We start from the raw sequence: 1,029 nt of genomic DNA, 5'->3' as shown, positions 1-1,029 counted from the left end.
TCGATAATGTTGCGCCACTGCTCAAGGCTACGCATTTTTCTCATGGCTATCTCCTAATTGAAATTAAGAAATAGTTTAATCGGTTTGACGAGTTACTGGCAGGTGCACTTTGCTAGACGCTTACGCTAAATCTAACCATTGTTCAGTTTCTGAATTTAAGCCTTTAACAATTTTCCAGGAACCATCTCGTAGATACAAATCATCGTTGAGTGAGGTATCAATAATGGAATCCAAGCTTAAAAAATTCACAGTTCTATCCTTGAGTGCTAACGCCAAGCTCACCTGCAGTTTTAGCGTTGAGCAATTGTGTAAAATTGAGCTACGCGACATACACAATTGAGCGTAGCAAAAAATGTCAGGTGCAGCCTTTTGATAAGTGCTTTCACCACCATTTGGGATACTCTTTAAATGTATTAGCCAGCCCCTTCTTAACCCGTGGAGCCAACAACAATATGGAGTTGATATTTGCTGCGCTTGACGACATGCGCTCATCTCTAGGATTTATTTCTAATTCTGTGGATGCATCCGACCCACGTACTGCAAATAAGACATAATCACTCATATCTCTAAGTGTTGCTTCTTGAATCTGACTTAATTCTTTCTCAAACCGATCAAGTTCATCCGTTTCAATCCAGACATGAGGATAGTTAAATTTCATGCTTTGGGAAAGAGGGTTGTCATCCGGTTTGGTTTTAAGTTCTATTTCAATAGAAAATGCAATAGAACTAGTTCGCCCCTCAATCTCTAGTGGCTCAAGAGACAGCCTGAATCCATCATTTGTATATTCGATAGCACTCATATTTTTTAGCACTAAACGCCTGAATAATGTGTGAGCTAGTTTGGCAGTTTTATTGCGCTGTTTGCAACTAAAAATGACAAACTAAAGAGAATCACTATTTATTCTCTTGTATGGATAATAAACCCATAAATTAATTATTATTTTAACCTAGTTCGGGTAATGTGAGGCCCAAGCTTTGGCTGCAACCAAAGTCTTTTATACAGTAGTTCGATTGATTGAAGGCTCCTCTA

The 1,029-nt window shown here is 38.6% G+C and carries 1 protein-coding gene; it reads right to left on the bottom strand.

The features are described 5' to 3' along the window. Positions 1 to 382 precede the first annotated feature (382 nt). Entirely contained in the window at positions 383 to 811 is a 429-nt protein-coding gene (locus tag H5232_RS23410; protein WP_220496130.1) for a hypothetical protein, read from the bottom strand. Positions 812 to 1,029: the final 218 nt, after the last annotated feature.

Origin of the sequence: Pseudoalteromonas sp. SG41-5, from assembly GCF_014164495.1 — a bacterium.
Classification (GTDB): domain Bacteria; phylum Pseudomonadota; class Gammaproteobacteria; order Enterobacterales; family Alteromonadaceae; genus Pseudoalteromonas; species Pseudoalteromonas rhizosphaerae.
The sequence above is the reverse complement of the archived record's forward strand: the minus strand, read 5'-3'. Positions and strand labels throughout refer to the sequence as shown.